The organism is Serratia sp. 2880STDY5682894 (genome assembly GCF_001537385.1).
In the GTDB taxonomy this organism is placed as follows: Bacteria; Pseudomonadota; Gammaproteobacteria; order Enterobacterales; family Enterobacteriaceae; genus Serratia; species Serratia nevei.
The window spans coordinates 1-18,971 of record NZ_FCJA01000001.1 but is presented as its reverse complement, the minus strand read 5'-3'; the positions used below and the strand labels follow the sequence as shown (position 1 = coordinate 18,971).

General features: G+C 61.2%; 16 protein-coding genes. 10 read left to right on the top strand and 6 right to left on the bottom strand.

Features of this window, described 5'->3' with window-relative positions:
• Nucleotides 1-9 precede the first annotated feature (9 nt).
• Nucleotides 10-2,316, top strand: a complete 2,307-nt coding sequence (locus AWX27_RS00080; RefSeq protein WP_060418562.1) for an FdhF/YdeP family oxidoreductase — start codon at nucleotides 10-12, stop codon at nucleotides 2,314-2,316.
• 15 nt (nucleotides 2,317-2,331) lie between these two features.
• Here the strand turns inward: AWX27_RS00080 and AWX27_RS00075 are convergent, their stop codons facing one another.
• Nucleotides 2,332-3,186 (bottom strand): LysR family transcriptional regulator, encoded by an 855-nt coding sequence (locus tag AWX27_RS00075; RefSeq protein ID WP_060418559.1) that lies wholly within the window; start codon nucleotides 3,184-3,186, stop codon nucleotides 2,332-2,334.
• A gap of 99 nt (nucleotides 3,187-3,285) precedes the next feature.
• On the opposite strand from AWX27_RS00075, the gene gloA reads away from it, so the two are divergent.
• Both gloA and AWX27_RS00065 read left to right on the top strand, forming a co-directional pair.
• Entirely contained in the window at nucleotides 3,286-3,813 is a 528-nt protein-coding gene (gene gloA, locus AWX27_RS00070; protein ID WP_015378023.1) for a lactoylglutathione lyase, read from the top strand.
• Between the two features lie 187 nt (nucleotides 3,814-4,000).
• A complete protein-coding gene (locus AWX27_RS00065; RefSeq protein WP_060418556.1) occupies nucleotides 4,001-5,935 on the top strand; it encodes an exoribonuclease II in 1,935 nt (644 codons plus the stop codon).
• 65 nt (nucleotides 5,936-6,000) lie between these two features.
• Here the strand turns inward: AWX27_RS00065 and AWX27_RS00060 are convergent, their stop codons facing one another.
• Together AWX27_RS00060 and AWX27_RS00055 are read right to left on the bottom strand one after the other, a co-directional pair.
• Nucleotides 6,001-7,311 carry an MFS transporter gene (locus AWX27_RS00060; protein ID WP_060418553.1) on the bottom strand — a complete coding sequence of 437 codons (1,311 nt, stop codon included), beginning with the start codon at nucleotides 7,309-7,311 and terminating at the stop codon, nucleotides 6,001-6,003.
• 29 nt (nucleotides 7,312-7,340) lie between these two features.
• On the bottom strand, nucleotides 7,341-8,504 hold the full coding sequence (locus AWX27_RS00055; RefSeq protein WP_060418549.1) for a M20 aminoacylase family protein: 1,164 nt from the start codon (nucleotides 8,502-8,504) through the stop codon (nucleotides 7,341-7,343).
• Nucleotides 8,505-8,889: 385 nt separating this feature from the next.
• Here AWX27_RS00055 and AWX27_RS00050 point away from each other — a divergent pair, with 385 nt between their 5' ends.
• Complete coding sequence (locus AWX27_RS00050; RefSeq protein WP_060418546.1) at nucleotides 8,890-10,956, top strand: carbon starvation CstA family protein; 2,067 nt, start codon at nucleotides 8,890-8,892, stop codon at nucleotides 10,954-10,956.
• Between the two features lie 53 nt (nucleotides 10,957-11,009).
• On the opposite strand, the gene fsa is transcribed toward AWX27_RS00050, so the two are convergent.
• Nucleotides 11,010-11,675 carry a fructose-6-phosphate aldolase gene (gene fsa, locus AWX27_RS00045; protein ID WP_060418544.1) on the bottom strand — a complete coding sequence of 222 codons (666 nt, stop codon included), beginning with the start codon at nucleotides 11,673-11,675 and terminating at the stop codon, nucleotides 11,010-11,012.
• Between the two features lie 149 nt (nucleotides 11,676-11,824).
• Between fsa and AWX27_RS00040 the strand changes: the two genes are divergently transcribed.
• The 4 genes from AWX27_RS00040 to osmB all read left to right on the top strand — a co-directional run bounded on the left by AWX27_RS00040 (nucleotide 11,825) and on the right by osmB (nucleotide 16,457).
• Nucleotides 11,825-12,724 (top strand): glycyl-radical enzyme activating protein, encoded by a 900-nt coding sequence (locus AWX27_RS00040; RefSeq protein ID WP_060418543.1) that lies wholly within the window; start codon nucleotides 11,825-11,827, stop codon nucleotides 12,722-12,724.
• 4 nt (nucleotides 12,725-12,728) lie between these two features.
• Nucleotides 12,729-15,161, top strand: a complete 2,433-nt coding sequence (locus AWX27_RS00035; RefSeq protein WP_060418540.1) for a formate C-acetyltransferase/glycerol dehydratase family glycyl radical enzyme — start codon at nucleotides 12,729-12,731, stop codon at nucleotides 15,159-15,161.
• Nucleotides 15,162-15,211: 50 nt separating this feature from the next.
• Nucleotides 15,212-15,958: a DeoR/GlpR family DNA-binding transcription regulator gene (locus tag AWX27_RS00030; RefSeq protein WP_038876236.1), complete on the top strand. Its 747-nt coding sequence runs from the start codon at nucleotides 15,212-15,214 to the stop codon at nucleotides 15,956-15,958.
• A gap of 280 nt (nucleotides 15,959-16,238) precedes the next feature.
• Nucleotides 16,239-16,457 carry an osmotically-inducible lipoprotein OsmB gene (gene osmB / locus AWX27_RS00025; protein WP_004930634.1) on the top strand — a complete coding sequence of 73 codons (219 nt, stop codon included), beginning with the start codon at nucleotides 16,239-16,241 and terminating at the stop codon, nucleotides 16,455-16,457.
• A gap of 190 nt (nucleotides 16,458-16,647) precedes the next feature.
• Here the strand turns inward: osmB and yciH are convergent, their stop codons facing one another.
• Together yciH and pyrF are read right to left on the bottom strand one after the other, a co-directional pair.
• Nucleotides 16,648-16,974 (bottom strand): stress response translation initiation inhibitor YciH, encoded by a 327-nt coding sequence (gene yciH, locus AWX27_RS00020; RefSeq protein ID WP_060418537.1) that lies wholly within the window; start codon nucleotides 16,972-16,974, stop codon nucleotides 16,648-16,650.
• A 10-nt stretch (nucleotides 16,975-16,984) separates the two neighbouring features.
• The gene (gene pyrF / locus AWX27_RS00015) at nucleotides 16,985-17,713 is read right to left on the bottom strand and encodes an orotidine-5'-phosphate decarboxylase (RefSeq protein WP_042705513.1); all 729 of its coding nucleotides are present in this window, start codon (nucleotides 17,711-17,713) and stop codon (nucleotides 16,985-16,987) included.
• A gap of 329 nt (nucleotides 17,714-18,042) precedes the next feature.
• Between pyrF and AWX27_RS00010 the strand changes: the two genes are divergently transcribed.
• Together AWX27_RS00010 and AWX27_RS00005 are read left to right on the top strand one after the other, a co-directional pair.
• Nucleotides 18,043-18,303 (top strand): multiple stress resistance protein BhsA, encoded by a 261-nt coding sequence (locus tag AWX27_RS00010; protein WP_049200066.1) that lies wholly within the window; start codon nucleotides 18,043-18,045, stop codon nucleotides 18,301-18,303.
• Between the two features lie 173 nt (nucleotides 18,304-18,476).
• On the top strand, nucleotides 18,477-18,776 hold the full coding sequence (locus AWX27_RS00005; RefSeq protein ID WP_038876228.1) for an Arc family DNA-binding protein: 300 nt from the start codon (nucleotides 18,477-18,479) through the stop codon (nucleotides 18,774-18,776).
• Nucleotides 18,777-18,971: the final 195 nt, after the last annotated feature.

Genomic DNA, 18,971 nt, shown 5'->3' with positions numbered 1-18,971 from the left:
AGTGTCACCATGAAATTCAAACCGTCAATCAAGCCTTATACCGGCCCGGCGGGCGGCTGGGGTTCGCTTGAAGCCACCACCCGCTTTGTCCTCGACAGTAAACAAACGCTAAAAAACATGCGCAACCTGATGCGCGTCAACAAAGCTCGCGGCTTCGACTGCCCCGGTTGTGCCTGGGGCGACGACAATCACAGCACCTTCAGCTTCTGCGAAAACGGCGCCAAAGCGGTCAGTTGGGAAGCGACGCGCAGCGCCGTGGAGCCTGAGTTCTTCGCCGCCCACAGCGTCAGCACGCTGCAGCAGCAGAGCGACTATTTCCTCGAGTATCAGGGTCGCCTCACCCATCCGATGCGCTACAACGCCGAAACCGACCACTATGAACCTATCCATTGGCCGGACGCGCTGGCGCTGATCGCCAAACACATCAACGGCATGGACAACCCGAACCAGATCGAGCTGTATACCTCGGGCCGCGCCAGCAACGAAGCGTCATACCTTTATCAGCTGTTCGGCCGCATGCTCGGCACCAGCAATTTCCCCGACTGCTCCAATATGTGCCACGAGGCGAGCGGCGTCGGGCTGAAGCAGAGCATCGGCGTCGGCAAAGGCACCATCCGCATCGATGACTTCGAAAAGGCCGACGCCATCTTCGTGTTTGGCCAAAACCCCGGCACCAACCACCCGCGCATGCTGCACAGCCTGAAGAACGCCGCCCGACGCGGCGCGCGCATCGTCAGCTTCAACACCCTGCGCGAGCGCGGGCTGGAAAGGTTCGCCGATCCGCAGGATCCGGTACAGATGCTGACGCCAAAATCCTCGCCGATCAGCTCTTCCTATTACCAGCCGAATCTGGGCGGCGATATGGCGGCGGTGCGCGGCATGGTGAAAGCCCTGCTGGAAACCCACCGTCAGCGTTTAGCCTCCGGCGAGCCCGCCCTGTTCGACCTGGCGTTTATCGAACGGCACAGCGTCGGCGTGGAGGCTTACCTGGCGCAGGTAGACGCCACCGAGTGGCAGACCATTACCGCGCAGTCGGGCCTGAGCGAGGCGCAGCTGCGCCAGGCGGCGGCCACCTATCAGGGCGCCGAACGGGTGATCTGCACCTGGGCGATGGGCGTGACTCAGCATAAACACTCTATTGCGACGGTGCGTGAAATCACCAACCTGCAGCTGCTGTTCGGGCAGTTGGGCAAACCGGGCGCCGGCCTGTGCCCGGTACGCGGCCACAGCAACGTCCAGGGTAACCGCACCATGGGGATCGACGAGAAGTCGCCGAAGGCGCTGCTCGACAGCCTGGAGCGCCACTTTAACTTCACCGCCAATCGCGCGCTGGGCCACAACACGGTGGAAGCGATCGAAGCGATGCTGCGCGGCGAAGTGAAAGTGCTGATCGCGCTGGGCGGCAACCTGGCCGCCGCGGCGCCGGACACCGAACGCACCGCCCGCGCCCTGCGCAACTGCGATTTGACGGTGCATATCAGCACCAAGCTTAACCGCAGCCATCTGGTGACCGGTAAAGACGCGCTGATCCTGCCGACGCTCGGCCGCACCGAGCTGGACATGCAGGCCAGCGGCTCGCAGTACATTACGGTCGAGGATTCGTTCAGCATGGTCCACGCCTCGGAAGGCATCGGCAAGCCGCTGGCGGAGACCCAACGTTCGGAGACGGCGATCGTCTGCGGCATCGCCGACGCGGTGCTGGGCACCCAGCAGCTGGACTGGCTGGAATTGGCCGACGACTATTCGCTGATCCGCGATCACATCGCCGCTACCATTCCCGGCTTCGAAGATTTCAACCGGCGCTGCGACCAGCCCGGCGGTTTCTACCTCGGCAATGCCGCCGCCGAACTGCGCTTCGCCACGCCGAGCGGCAAGGCGGAATTCAGCGCCGCCGCGCTGCCGACCACCCTGTTCCCACAGCTGGGCAGCGAGAAAGCGCCGTTCACCCTGCAAACGCTGCGCTCGCACGATCAGTACAACACCACCATCTATGGTCTGGATGACCGCTACCGCGGCGTTTACGGTCAACGTGAAGTGTTGTTCATCCATCCGGAGGATCTGGCGGCGCTGGGCCTGCAGGATGGCGAACGGGTACAGATAGAAACCCTGTGGAACGACGGCGTGGTGCGCAAAGTGGACGGGTTCAAGCTGGTGAGTTACGACATTCCGCGTGGCAACCTGGCGGCCTACTACCCGGAAACCAACCCGCTGGTGCCACTGGCCAGCTTCGGCGACGGTACCGGTACCCCGACCTCGAAGTCGATTCCGGTGGTGATCCGCCGCAGCGAACAGCAACCTTCGCTGCGCATCGCCTGAAAATGCGCGCCCGGTTCACGCCGGGTGCGCCAATATCCCCAGGATGGTCTGCAACTCGTCCGACAGCTGATGCCGTCGCCAGACGAAATACAGGTCGCTCAGCCCCTCTTCGCCCATTTCCACCACCTTCAGCCCCGGCGCCGGCAAGATCAGCGGCAGCAACGAACCGGGGACGCAGGCGACACCACAACCGGCCTGTACGCAGGCCGCCATCGCGGTATAAGACTCCATTTCCAGCGTCATGCGCGGTTTCAGCCCACGCGAGGCCAGCCAGTGATCCACCTTCAGACGAAACGAACATTCGCGGCTGAACGTGTAAAACTCCAGCGGCGCCAGCGTGGCGGCGTCGGGTTCCCCTGCATCGGCCGGCATCAACAATACCAGCCGTTCATCGAATGCCTTTTGGCTGGCGAGCAGCGGATGTTCAATCGGGCCGTCGGTGATCGCCAGGTCGAGATCGCTGTCGATCAGCATGCGTTCCAGCACCAGCGAGTCGCGGCTCAGCACGTTGATGTGCAGATGAGGCTGTAAACGGCGCAGCCGGGCAATGCGCGCCGGCAAATGGCTGACCAGCGAGAAATCCAGCGCCCCGAGGTTCAGCAGCCCACGCTGATGCTCGCCGGCGAACAGCTGCTTGCTGCGCTCCGCCTGCGCCACAATGTCGCGCGCCTGCTGATAGAACAGCCGCCCTTTGGGATTGACGTACAGCCGATTCTTGTCGCGGAAAAACAGTTCGCCGCCCAGCGACTCCTCTAGTTCGCGCAGCCGCAGCGTGACGTTGGAAGGCACGCAGTGCAGCTCGCGCGCGGCCGCGGCGATGGTTTTGTGCTCCACCACGGTACAGAAAAACTTCAGCTGGCTCAGCTTCATCTATCATTCACTTTTAGTTAGTGCTTTAGTTAAAAACAATCACTTTAGATTAGCATCGATTTCACCTACAGTCTGCCGACACCCTGAGGAGGATCTCTGATGCCACTGAATGATCTACTGACGCTGCCCGGCGTGGCGGCCCAACCGGACGCGGTAACCGACGGTTACGTGTTCAACCACACCATGATCCGCGTGAAGGATCTGACCAAAGCGCTGGATTTCTACACCCGCGTGCTGGGCTTTACCCCGGTCTATCTGGAAACGTTCGAAGAAGCCGCTTTTACCATCTGCTACCTGACACGCAGCCCGCGTGAACAGATACCGCAGGACGACGATGAGCGCAAACGCTGGGCGCTGAGCCAGCCGGGCATTCTCGAGCTGACCCATAACCACGGCACCGAAAATCAGGCCGATTTCCACTACCACAACGGCAACGGTGAGCCGCGCGGTTTTGGCCACCTGTGCGTCACGGTGCCGGACGTGCGCGCCGCCTGCGAGCGGTTTGAGCGCCTCGGCGTCACCTTCCAAAAGCGCCTGCATGAAGGCCGTATGAACTACGTGGCGTTCATTCGCGATCCGGACGATTACTGGATTGAAATCCTGCAGCCGACGCCGCTGCGGGACTGATCGCCACCCGCCCTCCACCCCGGCCTTCGCGCCGGGGTTTTCCATCGATAGCACTCCGATTGACCATTCTTGCGCAAAATCGCGTGGCAACGCGGGGTTCCGTGACGTTAGGCTTGCTCGCAGCGGGTGATTCGCGTAAAACTGTCAGCCGCAAATCTTGCCACTCACAACCCATTCACTGGACGATATGTTTCAAGATAACCCGCTGCTGGCGCAGCTTAAACAGCAACTTCACTCTCAGACCCCGCGCGTTGAAGGCGTAGTGAAAGGGACTGAGAAAGGCTTTGGCTTTCTTGAAGTAGACGGTCAAAAAAGTTACTTCATTCCGCCGCCGTACATGAAGAAAGTCATGCACGGGGATCGCATTATCGCCACCCTGCACACCGAGAAAGAGCGCGAAATCGCCGAGCCGGAAACCCTGGTCGAGCCGTTCCTGTCGCGCTTTGTCGGCCGCGTGCAAAAGCGCGACGACCGTCTGTCCATCGTGCCCGATCATCCGTTGCTGAAAGATGCGATTCCGTGCCGCCCGGTGCGTGAATTGACCCACAACTTCCAGGCCGGCGACTGGGCGGTGGCGGAAATGCGCCGTCACCCGCTGAAAGGCGATCGCAGCTTCAACGCCGATCTGACCCACTTTATCACCGAAGGTGAAGACCATTTCGCCCCGTGGTGGGTGACGCTGGCGCGTCACAACCTGGAGAAAGAGGCACCGGAGATGCAGGCTCTCAGCGAGCCGGCCGCTGCGCTGGTGCGTGAAGACCTGACCGCGCTCGAATTCGTCACCATCGACAGCGCCAGCACCGAAGACATGGACGATGCGCTGTATGTGACCGACAACGGCGACGGTTCGCTGCAGTTGACCATCGCCATCGCCGATCCGACCGCCTACGTCGAACAAGGCAGCAAGCTGGACGATATCGCCCGCGTGCGCGCCTTCACCAACTACCTGCCGGGCTTCAACATCCCGATGCTGCCGCGCGATCTGTCGGACAACCTGTGCTCGCTGCGCCCTAACGAGCGCCGCCAGGTGCTGGCTTGCCGCGTAACCATCGCCGCCGACGGCGCGCTGGGCGAGGATATTCAGTTCTTCGCCGCCGAGATCGAATCCAAAGCCAAGCTGGTATACGACGAAGTCTCCGACTGGCTGGAAGGCATTGCCGGCTGGCAGCCGCCGAGCGACGCCATCGCGCAACAAATCACCCTGCTGAAGCGCGTTTGCGACGCGCGCAACGCCTGGCGCCATCAGCATGCGCTGGTGTTCAAAGACCGCCCGGACTACCGCTTCGTGCTGGGTGAAAAAGGCGACGTGCTCGAGATCGTTACCGAGCAACGCCGCAGCGCCAACCGCATCGTTGAAGAGTGCATGATCGCCGCCAACGTCTGCGCCGCCATCGTGCTGCGCGATCGCCTGGGCTTCGGCGTGTACAACGTGCACACCGGTTTCGATCCTGCTCTGGTCGAGCAAGCGGTCACCGTATTGCAGGCCAACGGCGTGGAAGCCGAGGCCGAGAAGCTGCTGACCCTCGACGGTTTCTGCGAACTGCGCCGCCACCTGGATGCGCAGCCGACCCAGTTCCTCGACAGCCGCATCCGCCGCTTCCAGACCTTCGCCGAGATCAGCACCACGCCGGGGCCACACTTCGGTCTGGGTCTGGAGGCTTACGCCACCTGGACATCGCCGATCCGTAAATACGGCGATATGGTCAACCATCGCTTGCTGAAGGCGATCATCAACCAGCAGCCGGCAGAAAAACCGCAGGATGACGTCACGGTGCAGCTGGCGGAACGCCGCCGCCTGAACCGCATGGCGGAGCGCGACGTCGGCGACTGGCTGTACGCCCGCTTCCTGCAGGACAAGGCCGGTACCGATACCCGCTTCAACGCCGAGATCATCGACGTGACCCGCGGCGGCCTGCGCGTGCGCCTGCTGGACAATGGTGCGGTTGCCTTCATCCCGGCACCGTTTATTCACGCGGTGCGCGACGAGATGCAGTGCAGCCAGGAAACCGGCACCGTGCAGATCAAGGGTGAAGTGGTTTACCGCCAGAGCGACACCTTGCAGGTCACCATCGCCGAAGTGCGCATGGAAACCCGCAGCGTGATCGCCCGTCCGGCGGCCTGAACGCCCGCCTGAAACGGCCGCAACGCACAGCGCCGACGGTGAAAACCGCCGGCGTTTTTTTTCGACTAGCGCAGCGGCTCGCCGCCGGTTTCACGCAGCAGCGGCAGCACCGCCAGCGAAGCCAGCGTCGCCAGCATCAGATAGACGGCGGGCGCCAGCAGCGAACCGCTCAGCGCGATCGACTGCGAAGCGATGTACTGGGCGAAGCCGCCGAAGATCGCCACCCCGAGGCTGTAGACCAAGGCAAACCCCAGCGCCCGAATGCGCTGCGGGAACAGCTCCGAAATCATCAGCATGGTCGGCACCGAACCGAGCGTGGTCAACCCGACCAGCACCGCGACAATCAGCAGCAGCACCGCCGGATGCGGTACCGCGCTCAGCCACCAAAATGCCGGCAGGGCCACGATCAGAATCGCGATCCGCGACCCACGGATCAGCGGCAAACGGCCGTAACGATCGCACCAGTGCCCGACCAGCAGACTGCCGCCGAAGGTGACGAGGCCCGCCAGCAGCATCGCGGCATAGCCGTAGGCCTGCGCCATCCCCAGGTATTTCACCGCGTAGGTGCCGAGATAATACATCGAGATGTAAGTGGCGACGGTCGCGCCGATGGTCAACATCACGCCGAGCACCACCGCCCGCGAGTGCTGGCGCAACTGCGCAGGCGGCTCGTGGGCTCGCGACACCGACGGCCGATCGCTCTCCAACCCGAGGCGCAGCCAGCAACCGAGCGGCGCCAGCGCCACGCCGATAAAGAAAGGAATGCGCCATCCCCACTCAGCCATAGCGTTCGGCTCACCGGAAAGCACCGGCAAGGCCGCGCTGAGCGCCAGCGCGGTGACGCCGCCGACCACGGTAGCGATGCCCTGCGTCGCCAGCGACCAGCTGGAATAGAAGCCGCGCCGGTTGGGCGGCGCCGACTCCACCAGCAACGACATCGATGCCCCCACCTCGCCGCCCGCCGCCACGCCCTGGATCAGGCGTGCCGCCACCAGCGTGACGGTTCCCCAATAGCCGGCGCTGGCGTAGGTCGGCGCAAAACCGATCATCGCCGTGCCCAGGCTCATCAAGGAAATCGTCAGGATCATCGCCGGCTTGCGGCCATGGCGATCGGCATAGGCGCCAATCAGAATGCCGCCCAGCGGCCGCATGAAGAAGCTGACGCCGAACGTGGCAAACGCCAACAGCAACGCCAGATGCGGATCGCTGGACGGCGGAAAGAATAATACGCTGATGTAAATAACGAAGAAGTTATAAATACCGAAATCGAAAAACTCCAGCGCATTGCCGAAGGAGGCGGCGAATATGACCTTTTTGCCGCCGGCCTTCGGGGCCGATATTATTGCCGCCTGGGTTTCAGCCATATTTTCACTCATCATTACCTTCCCTGTTATTATTTTCGAGTTTATTTTAAATACGCTTCCGCCAACGCTCCCCAATACTGGCTGCCGGCCGCCAGGCAGCCGTCGTTAAAGTCATATCCCGGGTTATGCACCATGCAGCTGCCTTCGCCATCGCCGTTGCCGATGATCAGGTAGCAGCCCTGCGGATGCGCATCGAGCATGAAGGCGAAATCTTCACTGCCCATCAGCGGCCGGGCGCCGTAGTGTGCGCGGTCATCGCCGAACTGCTGCTGCGCCACGCGGTGGGCGAAACGGGTCATCGCTTCGTCGTTGACCAGTACCGGCGTGCCGTTAACGTGTTCCACCACCGCGTGAGCGCCGAAGCTTGCCGCCTGCGCTTCGATCAGCGCCGGAATGCGCGCCAGCAAGGTGGCACGCGCCTGGCGATCCAGCGAGCGCACGCTGAGCTTCATCTCCGCGCTGTCCGGGATCACGTTGGCCGCCTCACCGGCCTTGATGCTGCCGACGGTGATCACCGCCGCCTCCAGCGGATCGATATTGCGCGAAACGATGCTCTGCAGCGCGACGGTGATATGCGAGGCCACCAGCACCGGATCGACCGTCAGCTGCGGAATGGCACCGTGGCCGCCGCGCCCCTGCACCCGCACGTTGAACTGATCCATCGAGGCCATAAACGGGCCGTGCTGGAAGAAGAACTCGCCGAGCGGCATCCCCGGCATGTTGTGCATGGCGAAGATGGCGTCGCAGGGGAAGCGCTCGAACAGCCCCTGTTCGACCATGCGCGCGCCGCCGTTCAGCATCTCTTCCGCCGGTTGGAAAATCAGGTGCAGCGTGCCGTTGAAGTTGCGCGTTTGCGCCAGGTAACGAGCGGCACCGAGCAGCATGGTGGTGTGGCCGTCATGGCCACAGGCGTGCATGCGGTTGGCCACGCTGCTGCTCCAGGGCTTGCCGTTGTTCTCCTCGATCGGCAAGGCGTCCATATCGGCGCGCAGCCCGAGGCGTTTAACGCCGTCGCCCACCCGCAGCGTGCCCACCACGCCGGTGCCCGCCAATCCGCGGTGCACCTCATAGCCCCACGAATTCAGATAATCCGCCACCAGATCGCTGGTGCGAAACTCTTCGAAACCCAGTTCAGGGTGTTGATGAATATCGTGCCGAATGGCCGTGAGCTGCGGTAAATACCCTTCGATGATTTTATTTATCATAATTAAATTCCTTTCGTGACTTTATTATTTATTTTATGAATGATTAAACCTGCGGGTTGAAATAAAGGTATAACACGGCACGGATGATTTTATTTCGGCACGCCTCGACAGATAAAATAATAATTCGCCAGACGCCGTGCCCGAATAAAAAACGACGATGATTCGCTGTACGCGCCGTGAAAATGCAGAATGAATAACTGCCGGGGGTTGCATGGGCGGCAGCCTGCGCCAACGCGGTTTCATCACGTTGTTTTTACACTAAAACCCCACCTGCTTCACATTTCTCATCCGACCTGCCGCGGTTCGGCGGCAAAACTTCTACTGTTAAAACGTCATTCCTAATAACAACGTCGATTTTTACCTCTGTACGCCAAGGAGTTGTTTCATGAAAAACATCAGGTCAGGACTTATCTGGCTGCTGGTGGCGTTGGTCGGCGCCTTCGCCTTCGCCATGCTGGCGCTCAGCCGCGGCGAACACGTCAACGCCGTCTGGCTGGTGGTCGCCGCCGTCGCCTGCTACAGCATCGCCTACCGCTTCTACAGCCGGTTCATTGCCGATAAGGTCTTTGAACTGGACGACCGCCGTCTGACCCCGGCAGAACGCCACAACGACGGCCTGGACTACGTGCCCACCAACAAATGGGTGCTGTTCGGCCACCACTTCGCCGCCATCGCCGGCGCCGGGCCGCTGGTGGGGCCGATTCTGGCCGCGCAGATGGGCTTCCTGCCGGGAACCATCTGGATCCTGGTCGGCGTTATGCTGGCCGGCGCGGTGCAGGATTTCCTGGTGCTGTTCATCTCCACACGCCGCGACGGACGTTCGCTGGGGGAAATGGCCAAGCAAGAGCTGGGCGCGTTCGCCGGGGTGATCACCATGCTCGGCGCGCTGGGGGTGATGATCATCATCCTGTCGGCGCTGGCGCTGGTGGTGGTAAAAGCCTTGGCCGACAGCCCGTGGGGGCTGTTCACCATCGCCGCCACCATCCCGATCGCCCTGTTCATGGGCATCTACATGCGCTTTATCCGGCCGGGCAAGATCGCTGAAATCTCGGTGATCGGCTTCGTGCTGATGCTGCTGGCGATTATTTACGGCGGCAACGTGGCGCAAGATCCTTACTGGGGGCCGTTCTTCACGCTGCACGGCACCACCCTGACCTGGGTGCTGGTGATCTACGGCTTCGTCGCTTCGGTGCTGCCGGTGTGGCTGCTGCTGGCGCCGCGCGACTACCTTTCCACCTTTATGAAAATCGGCGTCATCATCGGCCTGGCCATCGGCATCGTCTTCGCCATGCCGGAGATGAAAATGCCGGCGGTCTCGCGCTTCATCGACGGCAGCGGCCCGGTGTTCGCCGGCGCCCTGTTCCCGTTCCTGTTCATCACCATCGCCTGCGGCGCCATTTCCGGCTTCCACGCGCTGGTCTCCAGCGGCACCACGCCCAAGCTGGTGGAACGCGAAAGCCACATTCGCTTTATCGGTTACGGCGCCATGCTGATGGAGTCTTTCGTCGCCATCATGGCGTTGATCTGCGCCTCGGTGCTGGATCCGGGCGTTTACTTCGCCATGAACTCACCGGCGGCGCTGATCGGCACCACGGTGGAAAATGCTTCGCAGGTCATTAACAGCTGGGGCTTTATCGTCACGCCGGAAACGCTGGCGCTGATCGCCAAAGAAGTAGGTGAGAACTCCATCCTGTCGCGCGCCGGCGGTGCCCCAACCTTCGCCGTGGGCATGGCGCACATCATCAGCGAGGTGTTCAACAGCCGGGCGATGATGGCCTTCTGGTACCACTTCGCCATTCTGTTCGAAGCGCTGTTCATCCTGACCGCCGTCGACGCAGGTACCCGCGCCTGCCGCTTTATGGTGCAGGATCTGGTGGGCGTGGCGGTGCCGCAGCTGGCCAACAACCGTTCCTGGTTCGGCAATCTGGCGGGCACCACGGTGGCGGTAGCCGGCTGGGGCTTCTTCGTGTATCAAGGCGTGGTCGATCCGCTCGGCGGCATCAATACCCTGTGGCCGCTGTTCGGCATCGGCAACCAGATGCTGGCATCGATGGCGCTGATCCTCGGCACCGTGGTGCTGTTCAAGATGAAAAAACAGCGTTACGCCTGGGTTACCATCCTGCCGACCACCTGGCTGTTCGTGACCTCCATGACTGCCGGCTGGCAGAAAATCTTCCACGAGAAACCGAGCATCGGTTTCCTGGCGCAGGCGAAGAAATTCTCCACCGGCATTGAGCAAGGCACGATCATTGCGCCGGCCAAATCGCTGAAAGACATGGAGACCATCGTGTTCAGCAACCAAATCAACGCCGCGCTGTGCGGGTTCTTTATGCTGGTGGCGGTAACCATGCTGATCGCCGCCTTCTTCGCGATCCGCCGGGCGCTGCGTACCGAACAGCCGACGGCGCACGAGGTGAGCGCCGTGCTTAGGGAAGAAACCGGCCGCAGCTAAGCGTTTCAGTCATCCAGCAAGGGCGCCGCGGCGCCCTTTTTACTGGCCAGGCTTTAACCCAGCAGCGTGGAGCCGAAAGCCCCCTGCCAATCCTGCTCGAACTTCTCGACCGCGGCCTGCACCGCCGGCGCGCTGAGGAACTGCTCCGCCACATCCACCGGCAGCGTGATGGCCTGGCAGCCCGCCAGCAGGCATTCCAACGCCTGGCGCGGCGTTTTAAAGCTGGCGGCCAGCACCTGCGCCGACGGCGCGTGCAGGCTCAGCAGCTGCTGCAGCTCGTGCACCATTTCGATACCGTCGCCGCCCTGCGCATCTAGCCGATTGACGTAAGGCGCCACATATTCTGCCCCGGCCAAGGCCGCCAGCAGCCCCTGCCCGGCGCCGTATACCGCCGTGCCCAGCGTCGGAATGGACATCGTTTTAAGCTTCTTGATCGCTGCCAGCCCCTCGGCGGTTGCCGGGATCTTCACCACCAGCCCCGGTACGCGCTGGCTGAGCAGCGCCGCCTCCGCCACCATGCGCTCGGCATCGGCCGCCATCACCTGCGCGAACAGCTTGCCGGTGCCGCCGAGGGCGTCGCGCAGCGCGGGCAGCACTTCCCAGATCGGCTTGCCTTCCTTCGCCACGATGCTCGGGTTGGTGGTGACGCCGTGCAGCGGCAGAATGCGCGCCAGGCGTTTTACCGCAGTCACATCGGCGGTATCGAGATAAAGCTCCATCACGGACTCCTGTGTCATGTTCTGTGGACGGATTCAAACTCTGATCATCATAGGGCAAAAACCCTGTCAACTTTTGACCAAAATCAATTCAACTTTCATTCGAAACATCTTTAATGGCGAAAGATTCAGCAACGCCAAACGGGTGACTCATGTTCTTCAATCTGCAGCGCTACTCGACCCATGATGGCCCCGGCATCCGCAGCGTGGTCTTTTTAAAAGGGTGCCCGCTGAGCTGCCACTGGTGTCAGAACCCGGAAAGCCGCTCGCGCCACGCGGATCTGCTGTTTGACGAGCGCCTGTGCCTGAGCGGCTGTACGCTGTGCACCGAGCGCTGCCCGCAAGGCCTGCGGCGTGACGAGGGAGCATTGACGCTGCGGCGCGACGTCATCAGCAAAGACGACTATGCGGCGCTGGCCGCCGCCTGCCCGACCGGCGCGCTCAGCCTGTGCGGCAGCGCGGTCAACCCCGACGATATCATGGCCGAGGTGATGCGGGATAAGCCTTTCTACCTGCGCAGCGGCGGCGGTTTAACGCTGTCCGGCGGCGAACCCTTTATGCAGCCGGAAATCGCGGCGGAGCTGCTGCGGCGCGGCCGCGAAGCCGGCATCCACACCGCCGTCGAATCCTGTCTGCACGTTCCCTGGCGCTACATCGCTCCTTCGTTGCCCTGGCTGGATCTGCTGTTGGCCGATCTCAAACACACCGATGAAGCGCGCTTCAAAACCTGGACCGGCGGCTCCGCCCGTCGGGTGATGAACAATTTTCGCCGGCTGGCGGCGCACGGCGTGCCAATGACCGTGCGCGTGCCGCTGATCCCCGATTTCAACGCCGATCGCCACTCTGTCCGCGCGATTGTCGACTTCGCCGCCGACGAGATCGGCGTATCGGAGATCCATTTTCTGCCGTACCACACGCTGGGCATCAACAAGTATCACCTGCTCGGCGAGCCCTACCGCGCCGCCCGCACGCCGCTGGACGCGCCCGATCTGCTGGCCTTCGCCGAAGCGTACGCCGGCGCCAAAGGCCTGACCGCCATTTTGCGAGGATAACGCCATGACCACATTGGATTTGACCACCCTCAGCGCCCGTATTCAGGCGCATAAGAACGCGCTGATCCACATCGTCAAACCGCCGGTGTGCACCGAACGCGCGCAGCACTATACCGAAGCCTATCAACAGCATCAGGATCGGCCGCTGCCGGTGCGCCGTGCGCTGGCGCTGGCCAACCACCTGGCGAAGCGCAGTATCTGGATCGCCAACGACGAGCTGATCATCGGCAACCAGGCCAGTGAGCTGCGCGCCGCGCCGATCTTCCCCGAATACACCGTCGGCTGGATAGAAAACGAGATCGACCAGTTGGCCGACCGGCCGGGCGCCGGCTTCTCGGTCAGCGAAGAGAACAAGGCGATTTTGCACCGTCTTTGCCCCTGGTGGCGCGGCCAAACGGTGCAGGATCGCTGCTACGGCATGTTTACCGACGAACAGAAGGCGCTGCTGGCCACCGGCATCATCAAGGCCGAGGGCAACATGACCTCCGGCGACGCCCACCTGGCGGTCAACTTCCCGCTGCTGCTGGCGCTAGGCCTCGACGGCCTGCGTGAAAAGGTGAACGCGCGCCGCAGCCGCCTGCACCTGACCGAATGGGAAGATCTGCACAAAGCGCAGTTTCTCAACGCCATCGACATCGTACTGGCGGCGCTGAGCGAGCACATCCTGCGCTTCGCTCGCATGGCGCGCGACATGGCGCAACGCGAAACCCGCGACTGGCGGCGCACCGAGCTGCTGGCTATCGCAGACAACTGCGATCTGATCGCCCATCGTCCGCCGCAGACCTTCTGGCAGGCGCTGCAGCTGTGCTATTTCATCCAGCTGACGTTGCAGATCGAATCCAACGGCCATTCGGTTTCCTTTGGTCGTCTCGACCAATATCTCTATCCCTGGTATCGGCGCGACGTCGAGCTGGAGCAAAACCTGGCGCGGGAAGACGCCATCGAGCTGCTGCACAGCTGCTGGCTGAAGCTGCTGGAGGTCAACAAGATCCGCTCCGGCTCGCACTCCAAGGCCTCCGCCGGCAGCCCGCTGTACCAAAACGTCACCATCGGCGGCCAAAAACTGATCGACGGCCGGCCGTGCGACGCGGTCAACCCGCTGTCCTACGCCATTCTCGAGTCCTGCGGCCGCCTGCGCTCCACCCAGCCCAACCTCAGCGTGCGTTACCACGCCGGAATGAGCGCCGATTTCCTCGACGCCTGCGTGCAGGTGATCCGCTGCGGCTTCGGCATGCCGGCGTTCAACAACGACGAAATCGTCATTCCCGAGTTCATCAAACTGGGGGTTGAGCCACAGGACGCCTACGACTATGCCGCCATCGGCTGCATCGAGACCGCCGTCGGCGGCAAATGGGGCTATCGCTGCACCGGCATGAGCTTCATCAACTTCGCCCGCGTGCTGCTGGCGGCGCTGGAACAGGGCCGCGACGCCACCTCCGGGCAGATTTTCCTGCCGCAGGAACAGGCGCTGTCCAAAGGGAACTTCGCCGATTTCGAGCAGGTGATGGCAGCGTGGGATCGGCAAATCCGTTACTACACGCGCAAGTCAATTGAGGTCGAATGCGTGGTGGACAGCGTGCTGGAGGAGAACGCCCACGATATCCTCTGTTCCGCGCTGGTGGACGACTGCATCGAACGCGGCAAAAGCATCAAGCAAGGCGGCGCCAAGTACGACTGGGTTTCCGGCCTGCAGGTCGGCATCGCCAACCTCGGCAACAGCCTGGCGGCGGTGCGCAAACTGGTGTTCGAGCAAGGGACAATCGGCCAGCAGCAGTTGGCGGCGGCGCTGGCCGACGACTTCGCCGGGCTGGATGGCGAACAGCTGCGCCAGCGGCTGCTCAACGCCGCGCCCAAATACGGCAACGACGTGGACGACGTCGATCGGCTGCTGGTGCGCGCCTACCAAACCTACATCGAGGAACTGAAGCAGTATCGCAACACCCGCTTCGGCCGCGGGCCGATCGGCGGCGGCTACTACTCCGGTACGTCGTCTATCTCAGCCAACGTGCCCTTCGGCGCCGCCACCCTGGCGACCCCGGATGGCCGTAAGGCGCACCAGCCGCTGGCGGAAGGCGCCAGCCCGGCGTCCGGCACCGACCACCTGGGGCCGACGGCGGTGTTCAATTCGCTCGCCAAGCTACCGACCGAAGCGATCCTCGGCGGCGTGTTGCTCAACCAAAAGCTGAACCCGACGACGCTGGACAACCCACGCGATCGGGAAAAGCTGATGCTGATGTTGCGCACCTTCTTCGAGAGCTATCGCGGCTGGCATGTGCAGTACAACATCGTGTCGCGCGAAACGCTGCTGGCAGCGAAGCAACACCCTGACCAATATCGTGATTTAGTGGTTCGCGTAGCTGGCTATTCCGCCTTCTTTACCGCATTATCCCCTGAGGCGCAGGATGATATTATTGCGCGCACAGAACATACTCTTTAAACCTTTGACTCTTAGCGGCCGCACCTTGGCGGCCGCATCATCAGGCCGATATGAATTTACGACAACAGACCATATTGCAGTTGGTTAACGATCGCCGGCGGATCAGCGTCAATGAGCTGGCGCGCGCCTCGGGCGTCTCGGAAGTCACCATCCGGCAAGATCTCAACCTGCTGGAAAAGCGCAGCTACCTGAAGCGGGTACATGGCTCCGCCGTGGCGCTGGAGAGCGACGACGTCGACGCCCGCATGATGTCCAACTTCACTCTCAAGCAGCGGCTGGCGCAGTATGCCGCCGCGCAGGTCAACGACGGCGAGACGATCTTTATCGAGAGCGGCAGCGCCAACGCCCTGCTGGCGCGCTACATCGCCGAACGCAAGCGCATTACGCTGATCACCGTCAGCCACTACATCGCCAACCTGCTGAAAGAAACTGACTGCGACGTGATTGTGCTGGGCGGCATGTACCAGAAGAAAAGCGAGACCGTGGTCGGCCCACTCACGCGGCTGTGCATTCAGCAGGTGCATTTCAACAAGGCGTTTATCGGCATTGACGGCTTTCAGGCCGAAACCGGCTTTACCGGCCGCGACATGATGCGCGCCGACGTGGTCAGCGCAGTGCTGGCCAAGGGCGTGGAGAATATCGTGCTAACGGACTCCAGCAAATTCGGCCAGATCCAGCCCAACCCGCTGGCGCAGCCGGGCCAGATCAGCCGGGTGATCACCGATTCGCGCTTGGCGCTCGAGTATCAGCATCAGCTGAAACGCCAGGGCATACAGGTGGAGTTGGTCAACGACTAACGCGGGCCCCCATCATACCAAGCGCGCCGCGCGGGCCACGCCGCGCGCCTTTCCCCCTGCGCAGCGGGATTTTAAGACTATTTACCTGTTTATCCTTCCCGAGAAACCTATACTCAGTTTCGGCAACTTTTGGGCCGTAACTTGCTAATTATTCGGCTTTTAACAAAAAATGCCATTTTTTATATCGATACTGTATGGGAACCAACGGCAGGCCTGATTTATGGTTAACGCCTATACTTATAGGGCACTTCCATATAGCCAATGCTAAGGAGAAGTCATTATGATGATTATCAATAAACGTTTCGCCACCGCCGCTCTGGCACTGACTCTGGCGTTTTCACTCAGCGCCTGTTCCAACATGTCCAAACGCGATCGCAACACCGCAATCGGTGCCGGTGCCGGTGCAGTCGGCGGTGCAGTGCTGACCAACGGCAGCGCGTTGGGCACGCTGGGTGGGGCTGCGGTGGGGGGCATTATCGGTCACCAGGTTGGCAAATAACCTGACCGAGCGTCCTCGGCCAACAGGCTGGCAAAAGCGCCTCGGCGCTTTGACGTATTAACCAGAATAACGATGATTTCAGGTCTGTTTTACTTTAAGTCTATGGTTCTTTTGCCGTTAACGGGCTAACCCCCGGCAGCAACAACCTCAAGCCATGCCGCGGCATTGCACCGCGGTATGGCGATTCAGCTCAACCGCCCGCCAGTTTGACCTTCATGCCTTTGGCTTCCAGCAGCTGCTTGAGCAGATCGCGTTTATCGCCCTGGATTTCGATGATCCCGTCTTTCACCGAACCGCCGCAGCCGCATTTCTTTTTCAGCTCGGCCGCCAGTTTGTCGAGCGCAGCGTCATCCAGATCGACACCGGCGATCAGGCACACGCCCTTCCCCTTGCGGCCGCTGGTTTGACGCTGGATGCGCACGATGCCGTCACCCTTGGCGCGTTGCGGTTTAACCTCTTCCTGCTTGATACGGCCGGTGTCCGTGGAATACACCAGGCGGCTGTTATCGTCATTCATTGGCGGCTCCTCAGGCCAAAGAGGCGCGGATCGCGCGCAGCGTCGCGGCCGGATCGGCAGATTGGGTGATCGGACGCCCAATCACCATGTAGTCCACGCCGGCGGCCTGTGCCTGCACCGGCGTCATGATACGGCGCTGATCGCCCGCTGCGCTGCCTTCAGGGCGGATCCCCGGCGTAACCAGCTGGAATGCCTGCCCGCAGGCCGCCTTCAGCCGCTGAGCTTCGTGTGCCGAACACACCACGCCGTCCAGCCCACAGTCGCGGGTCAGGCGCGCCAGGCGCTCGGCGTGTTCCGCCGGGCTGGCCTCGATGCCGATGCCGCGCAGGTCTTCCGCTTCCATGCTAGTGAGCACCGTCACGGCAATCAGCAGCGGCGCATCCGCCCCGAATGACGCCAGCGCTTCTTTAGCGGCGGTCATCATGCGCGCGCCGCCGCTGGCGTGGACGTTGACCATCCAAACGCCCAGCTCGGCCGCCGCCGCGACCGCATGCGCGGTGGTATTGGGAATATCGTGGAATTTCAGGTCGAGAAACACGTCGAAGCCACGCCCATGCAGATCGCGCACCAGCTGCGGCCCAAACAGCGTGAACATTTCTTTGCCCACTTTCAGCCGGCAGTCTTGCGGATCGATACGGTCGGCGAACGCCAGCGCAGCGTTCTTATCGGCGTAATCTAACGCCACAACGATTGGAGATGATTTTAAGTCATTGTTATTAGCGTTATTTTCAGACTTCATTTCTTCTACCTTCTCTAAAATAGACATAATCAGGGACTCACCCGCGAAACTGACCGCCGCATTCTACATGTCGGGGGGCAGAAATCCCAGCCGCAGCGCACAGCGGCGCTCTGTCATGTTACCTCTCACCTTTGTCATGGCGCGTCAACGAAAGCGCATCAGCGATAAACCACGCAGCGTAAAACGCCGTAAAGATGCGTAAATTGTTAATCAGATATTTTGAATGAATTACTCAGCATTATCAGATTTTCAATCTTTGCAGATGCTTTATTATTCAGTCCATCGGAAGCGAATGGCTTCCTTCCTAAATAAACAGACTGGAGTCACCTATGAAAACCATCAAATATTTTGCAGCCGCTGCTGCTATCGCACTGACCTCTTTCGCCACCTTCGCCGCTGAACCGGTCAACAGCCAGCAGGCCGATAACCTGACCGCCACCGGCATCGTTTCCGCAGGCCACGCGACCACCCTCAGCAGCCTGGAGAAAAAGCTGGCCGCTAAGGCCGACGCTCAAGGCGCCAGCAGCTACCGCATCATCTCCGCCGGTGGTAACAACATGCTGAGCGGCACCGCCATCATCTACAAATAACATTTCTGGTACAGGGCCCGCGCGTTCGGGCCCTGCCTCTGTTTCTCGCCTAAAAAACCCGCGTTTTCCCCCGCCCCTATTTGTTACAGAAATATTAAATTTTTATTACACACTAGACACCCGATCGCCAGTGGCTTAGCTTGAAGGCATCTTCCTGCAGAAAGGCTTTCAAAATGAGCGAGATATCGACACTTACCATTAAAATTCCTCTGGAACTCAAGGAAAAAATCCGCGCCGCCGCCGCTGAAAACGAATTTTCGTTGAGCGTGGAAGTGTGCCAGCGCCTGGAAAGCAGCTTCAGTGCGCCCGCCGCCAAGGCAGAAAAACCGGCCAAAAAGGCGGATGAGCTGCACCATGGCGAGATCGACAACCAAAGCACCGAAGAAGAAATTGAACAGCCTCTGAGCCAGAAAGAGCTGAAGAAACTCCGCCAGCTGTTGAAAACCGGCGCCAAAGGCGGCAAGAAAAAGTAAACGACGAACAGACAAACATAAAAAAACGGGGCGATAAATCGCCTAATGCTTGTCAGTTAAGCTTTTGAGGAAGCCGCAACGTATAACGTTGCGGCTTCTTTTTTACTGCCCGTGGGTAATGCCTTTGCCGTCGAGAAGGAAGTACGAAGCTCCCCGCCATTGCCAGGATATCATTCATTATCTTCGGGACTTTCC